The organism is Thermocladium sp. ECH_B (assembly GCA_001516585.1).
Taxonomy (GTDB): Archaea; Thermoproteota; Thermoprotei; order Thermoproteales; family Thermocladiaceae; genus Thermocladium.
Genome location: LOBW01000094.1, coordinates 1 through 5,830, shown reverse-complemented (window position 1 = coordinate 5,830; position 5,830 = coordinate 1). Strand labels below are relative to the sequence as shown.

The window sequence follows — 5,830 nt, the reverse complement described above, 5'->3', positions numbered from 1 at the left end:
TTAATTGATTTAATGCTTAATCGAGGCATTAAGTGCGGCGTTGCCATGGTTCTGGGAGCCGGCGGGGCAGCCCGCGCAGCATTAGCAGCGCTCTCGGGGAGGTGCCGCTCCATAGTGGTTACTAATAGGACTAGAAGCAGGGCTGAGGAGTTACGGATGCTGGGGGAGAGGCTTGGCTTAACCATTGAGGTCATCAACTTCGAGAACAGGGTAGAGACCCTGCCTCGAGTGGACCTAATAATTAACGCGACGCCGCTCGGCATGTATGATCACGGCGAACCCCTGCCCCTCGAGCCATTGAGGAGCACCGCGCCGACCGTAATTGACTTGGCTTACTCTAGGAGTGGGACCCCGCTCTCCACTGCGGCCAAGGAACTGGGGCTCCCCCTAATCGATGGGTTGGACGTATTGATTAGGCAAGCCATTAAGTCCGAGGAATTATGGTTGGGTCGCCCAGTTCCGATTCATGATGATGAGGTGAGGGGGGTGATAATGAATGGGGGGTAACACGTTTGGATCAATGCTGCGCATAACCACTTTCGGGGAGTCCCACGGCAAGGCGGTGGGGGTCATCATTGATGGGGTTCCAGCGGGCTTGCCCCTTGGGGAGGATGATATTAGGTTCGAGCTTCAATTCAGGAAGCCCGGCGGCAAATTCGTCTCGCCGCGGCGGGAACCCGATGAGCCTGAGATCCTAAGTGGAGTCTTCTCGGGGAGAACCACTGGATCGCCTGTGGCCATCCTGGTGAGGAACATGGATGTCCAATCATCGCCATATGAGGATTACAGGTATAGGCCCAGGCCTGGACACGCTGACTTGAGTTACGTGCTTAAGTACGGCTTAAGTAATTGGGACTATAGGGGTGGTGGACGCGCAAGCGCTAGGGAGACTGTGGCGAGGGTCGCGGCGGCAGCCGTGGCCAAGAAGCTAATGCTGCTTCACAGTACAATGGTCGCCGGCTACCTAGCATCGCTGGGTCCCATTGATGCGGCGAGGCCTGGGTGGAGCGAGGCGCTTTGCGCCAAGTACTCCCCCCTCAAGGCCCCTGACCCAACTACGGAGGAGAAGTACGTGGAGGTCATGAGGCAGGCCCTGGAGGCGGGCGATAGTTGGGGCGGGGTAGCGGAGGTGATTGTGATGGATCCCCCAGCCGGCCTTGGGGAACCCGTGTTCGATAAGTTGAAGGCGGATCTAGCGAAGGCATTAATGAGTATCCCGGCAACAATGGGGTTCGAGGTGGGGCAGGGCTTCGCCGCCGCGCGTGTGAGGGGAAGCGAGCATAGGGATAATATAGTGATGAAGGGGAATAAGCCCGGCCTAGAGACCAATAGGGCTGGAGGCATGTTGGGTGGAGTGAGCATTGGGGAACCCATAATTATCCGCGTCGCGTTTAAGCCCACTAGCTCAATAAGGAGGCCCGCCAAGTCCGTGGATCTCAGGACGGGGGAACCCGTTGAGATCAGCGTGAAGGGGAGGCATGATCCAGCCGTGGCCATTCGAGGCGTCACAGTTGCCGAGGCAATGGTTTCCCTGGTCGTGGCGGATCACATGTTTAGGGCTGGACTAATTAATCCAGTGAGGCTAAGCGAGGAGGAGGCAGCCACCATAGAGGATAGGTGGAGGCAATACAGGTCGGCTTGCCATGGTTAAGGCATTCGGCGGCATCAGCATAGTGAACGCGGTTCCAGCGGGCCTTGGAGCGGTCATGGCGATTAACCTGCCCGTGGAGGTCAAGGTCTGGGAATGCCAGAGGAGCGAGGTGAAGAGCATGGATGATACGTTCGTCTCCGCGATCCTGGTGGAAGCGAGGAAAACGTTTGGACTTAGTTTGCTCTGCGCGGAGGTTAGGAGCTCAATACCGTTGGGCAGCGGATTAAAGAGCAATAGCGCCGTGGCCGCCGCCATAATGCTTGAAGCGGCTCGATTAGCGGGCATTCGGGACAGGACTGGAGCAGCGATAGCGGCTGCGCAGGCAACGCTTCGCCTAGGCTCCTCAATAACTGGGGCCCTCGATGATGCATCGGCCTCCTTGTTAGGAGGCATAACGCTGACCAATAACTTCGAAATGAGGGTGCTTAGGCGCGATGAGGCTCCTCGAGTCAGCGTCGTAATCCACGTGCCGCCCACGGCTAAGCGAGTAAGTGTTCCACGCCTCCGCCTACTGAGGAGGTTTCATGAGTCCCTCTTCGAGTTGGCCTGGGGGAAGCGGTACTGGGCAGCCATGTTAATGAATGGCTTAGCCGTGGACGCCGCATTGGGGTACGGTTTCTCCAGGCTAGTGGGTGCCGCGTTATCCATGGGCGCAGTCTCAGCGGGGGTCACTGGGAATGGTCCCGCCGTGGCCGCCGTGTTCAGGGATTCCCCGCGGGAGTACATTAATTGGCTGAGCGAGTTAAATGGATTAACGCTGCTCGTGGAGCCAGTGAATGAGGTGGATGAGGCTTGAGGGCCTTGATTAATCCATCCAGGGCCTCGGGAATAATTTCGGCTCCCCCATCCAAGAGCTGGGCAATTAGGTTTGCATTAACGGCGTCCCTGGCCAGCGGTGAATCAATAATACGTAATTACCCAGAGTCAAGCGATGCCTCGGCCGCGCTTAGATTAATTAGTGCCTTGGGAGCCATTGTCGAGCGCCGCGGCTCCTCCATCCTGGTGAGGGGGCCATTATCGCGGCGCGGAGGGGAGGCGATTATTGACTTGGGCGGCAGCGGCACAACGCTTAGAATGGGTCTCGCCCTTGCCTCAATCCACGGTGGAGTAGTGATTACGGGGGACTCCACGCTTAGGGCTCGCCCCTTAACGGACTTGATTACCGCGTTGAGGTCCCTCGGCGCAGTCATAGAGGGGAACTCGCTTCCCCTCAGGGTGAGGGGTGGATTAAGGGGCGGCAGGGTTAGGATTAGGGGGGATATCTCGAGTCAATTCATTTCCTCCCTCATGATGGCTGGCGCAGCCTCTGAGGAGGGGGTGGAGATCGAGGTCACCACGCCCCTGGTTTCTCGCCCCTATATTCACATGACTGCCGACGCCCTGGCAATATTTGGGTGCAGGACCAGGATAGAGGATGGCTTCATCGCCTCGCCTCCCTGTATTCCTCAATCATCCGCGCTAGATGTGCCTGGGGACTACGCGTTGGCGGCGTTCTATGGAGGCGCAGCCGCCGCCTCGGGGGGCTCAATCAATGTAACTGGGCTCCCGGCTCCCCCGCCCTGGCGTGGTGACTCAATTGTGGTGAGCTACATGGAGTTAATGGGGCTCAGGAGCCGAGTGATTGGATCAACGTGGGTGGTGGAGGGGAGTCCCCGGGGATTCATTGAGCTTGATCTAGGCGATGCGCCGGACCTGGCTCCAGTGCTTGCGGGCGTGGCCGCGGTTGGAGATGGGGCTCGATTAATTGGGTTAAGCCACTTGGCGTATAAGGAGAGCAATAGGTTGGTGACTATAGTGGAGTCCCTCCGCGAGTTTGGGGTTAATGCGGTGAGCGGCACGGATTACCTGGAGGTAAGGGGCGCCTCTCCCCGTCGTGGCTTGATTAGGTGCGGCGGCGATCATAGGATAGGCATGTTGGGTGGAATGATTGGCGCGGCATGGGGCTCCACCATTCTTGAGGCGGAGTGCGTTTCTAAGAGTAACCCTAATTACTGGGTTGACCTCTCGTCGCTGGGTGTCGATGTACGATTGATGAGCCATTAATGGCATGCTCAATACCGGTGAGGAGCCCCCTCTTCTCGTCGCCGCGCATTGATGGATGCGACTTATTGGAGCTTCGCCTTGATTATCTCAGGGATGGACATGAAGAGGTAATCAGGAGGCACGCGGGGCTCCCCGCCATAATCACGATAAGGGATCCAGGGGAGGGCGGAGTGAATCCGGTGGCTCCAGCGGTTAAGGAGCGTCTCCTAAAGTTGGCGCTTGATTTGGGATTAATGATAGATGCGGAGCTCTCATTCCTCCACGATCACCCGCTTGGGCCCCACGGCGTAATAGCGTCGCGGCACGTGTTTAGGGGTCGCCTCTCCTGGAGATTGGCGTGGGGGGATTATGGCCTAGTTAAGTCAATGGGTTACTCGATCTATAAGGTCGCCTCCGCGGATTCACGTGATGTTCCCATAATGGCTCGCCTCCTCATGAGTGCCGGGGACGTGCGCGTGGCGGCCATGGTTATGGGCAGCAAGCGGGCTAGGGCTGCCCTGGCAATGCTTGGCTCCGCGATCCTGTACTGCAGCGTGGGTGAGCCCACGGCTAATGGTCAATTAACGATCGAGGAGTGCCGTGGCTTGCTTGAATTAATTAGGGCTCTGGGCACAAAAAATAAAGCCTAAACATTCTGGGGGTTCCTGGATGGGCATTGGGTATAGGTGGCGCCGGTTGTACCCCATATATGGGAAGATAGCCGGCGTTTATGATAGGACAAGCAGGGTAGTCACGCTTTTCCTCATTGATGGGTGGCGTAAATCCATTGCAATGAGCCTCGCCCCGCTTCTCCCCCGGGGGGCAAGGGTGCTGGATGCGGGGGCTGGGCCCGGAACAATGAGTGGCCTCCTCCTATCGGTGAGGGGGGACCTCAACATGTTGTTGATGGATCAATCAATTGATATGTTGCTGATGGCCCCCCGGGACCTGGATAAGGTGGTTGCATCATTCGAGGAGCCCTCGCTTCGCCCGGCCTCGATGGATGCAGTGGTCATGGGATTCTCGCTTCACGCGTCTCATGACTTATCCATGGCGGTGACCGCCCTCTGGGGAATCCTTAAGCCTCGGGGAATCCTGGCGAGCGTTAATATTGGTCACCCAGATAATGGATTCATAGGGTGGCTTGGGCACCTCTACACCATGTACATCATTCCGCTCCTAGCATTCCTAGTGGCGGGGAGACGCAATGCTTCTTATTTTAGGGAGATAAATACAATATATGACGCAATGCCTCCCAATAGGAAGTTGAAGGAATTAATGGAGACCAGGTTCAGCACGATTAGGTGGACGCCCCGGGGCCTGGGCACAGTGTTTGAGTACATTGGAGTGAAGCGGTAGATTTATTTCGATGACTATACTCCTCAACTCATGGGAAGCGAGGCGCTGAGGAGCTACGTGGAGCAGCTTCTTCACCCATACTCTCCTTACTACTCCAATGGAGTATTGAATAGCGAGGGCATGACGCTGCTCAGGGTAATAGCGCGGGAGGTCCTGGCTTCCCATCCATACATGCGGGCCAGGTTCGCAAAGGCCCGGAGGCTCAGGGATTATGAGCACGTCTCGACCCTGATGAGGGATGTATTGGCAATGATTAAACTAACGGCAAACCTCGCCCTTCAGGGCGGGTAAAGTTTAAAAACCTCTTACTATTCCTCTTTAGGATGTCCTCTTCCGGTCAATTTCTTGGGAATGGGGAGCGGGGGCCGACTTCCCCCGCAATACCGGGAGAGGGCATCAAAGAAATTAAATGCACTAACAAGAGGACTAATGTGGTTCGCCTCCTACCAAATGGGTTTCAGGAAAGGAAGCTGAGGAGGTTGGCGAACATCTCCGCCAAACTATTTAACGAGGTTAACTACGAGAGGAGGCAGCAGTTCTTCCGCGGTGAAAAAGTGGACTTCGATGGGACGTGGGATAAATGCTACGAGAAGTACAAGGAAGAACTGGGGGTTAATGCCCAAGCAGTCATGCAGAAGAATAATGAGGCGTGGAGTTCATTCTTCTCCCTACTCAAGCTAAAGAAAAAAGGAAAACTACCGCCCCACATGGATCGCGTTTCGCCGCCGAAGTATTGGAAGGATAAGGAGACTGGAGGGAGGAAGCTCCTCCTAGTCATTAGGCAGGATAGGTATGTAG

7 protein-coding genes and 1 pseudogene are annotated in these 5,830 nt (G+C 56.4%); all 8 read left to right on the top strand.

Annotation, left to right across the window (positions count from 1 at the left end; all coding sequences use genetic code 11):
• Window positions 1–12: 12 nt before the first annotated feature.
• The 8 genes and pseudogenes from AT710_08945 to AT710_08910 all read left to right on the top strand — a co-directional run bounded on the left by AT710_08945 (window position 13) and on the right by AT710_08910 (window position 5,830).
• Window positions 13–507 carry a hypothetical protein gene (locus tag AT710_08945; protein ID KUO90495.1) on the top strand — a complete coding sequence of 165 codons (495 nt, stop codon included), beginning with the start codon at window positions 13–15 and terminating at the stop codon, window positions 505–507.
• A complete protein-coding gene (locus AT710_08940; protein KUO90494.1) occupies window positions 497–1,651 on the top strand; it encodes a chorismate synthase in 1,155 nt (384 codons plus the stop codon). Before AT710_08945 ends, AT710_08940 begins: the two co-directional genes overlap by 11 nt.
• Window positions 1,644–2,447 carry a hypothetical protein gene (locus AT710_08935; GenBank protein ID KUO90493.1) on the top strand — a complete coding sequence of 268 codons (804 nt, stop codon included), beginning with the start codon at window positions 1,644–1,646 and terminating at the stop codon, window positions 2,445–2,447. Before AT710_08940 ends, AT710_08935 begins: the two co-directional genes overlap by 8 nt.
• Before the next feature lie 5 nt (window positions 2,448–2,452).
• Entirely contained in the window at window positions 2,453–3,694 is a 1,242-nt protein-coding gene (locus AT710_08930) for a hypothetical protein (protein ID KUO90492.1), read from the top strand.
• Window positions 3,695–3,711: 17 nt separating this feature from the next.
• On the top strand, window positions 3,712–4,323 hold the full coding sequence (locus tag AT710_08925) for a hypothetical protein (GenBank protein ID KUO90491.1): 612 nt from the start codon (window positions 3,712–3,714) through the stop codon (window positions 4,321–4,323).
• A gap of 19 nt (window positions 4,324–4,342) precedes the next feature.
• Complete coding sequence (locus AT710_08920; GenBank protein ID KUO90490.1) at window positions 4,343–5,032, top strand: hypothetical protein; 690 nt, start codon at window positions 4,343–4,345, stop codon at window positions 5,030–5,032.
• A gap of 30 nt (window positions 5,033–5,062) precedes the next feature.
• Complete coding sequence (locus AT710_08915) at window positions 5,063–5,323, top strand: hypothetical protein (protein KUO90489.1); 261 nt, start codon at window positions 5,063–5,065, stop codon at window positions 5,321–5,323.
• A 32-nt stretch (window positions 5,324–5,355) separates the two neighbouring features.
• Window positions 5,356–5,830, top strand: a pseudogene (locus AT710_08910).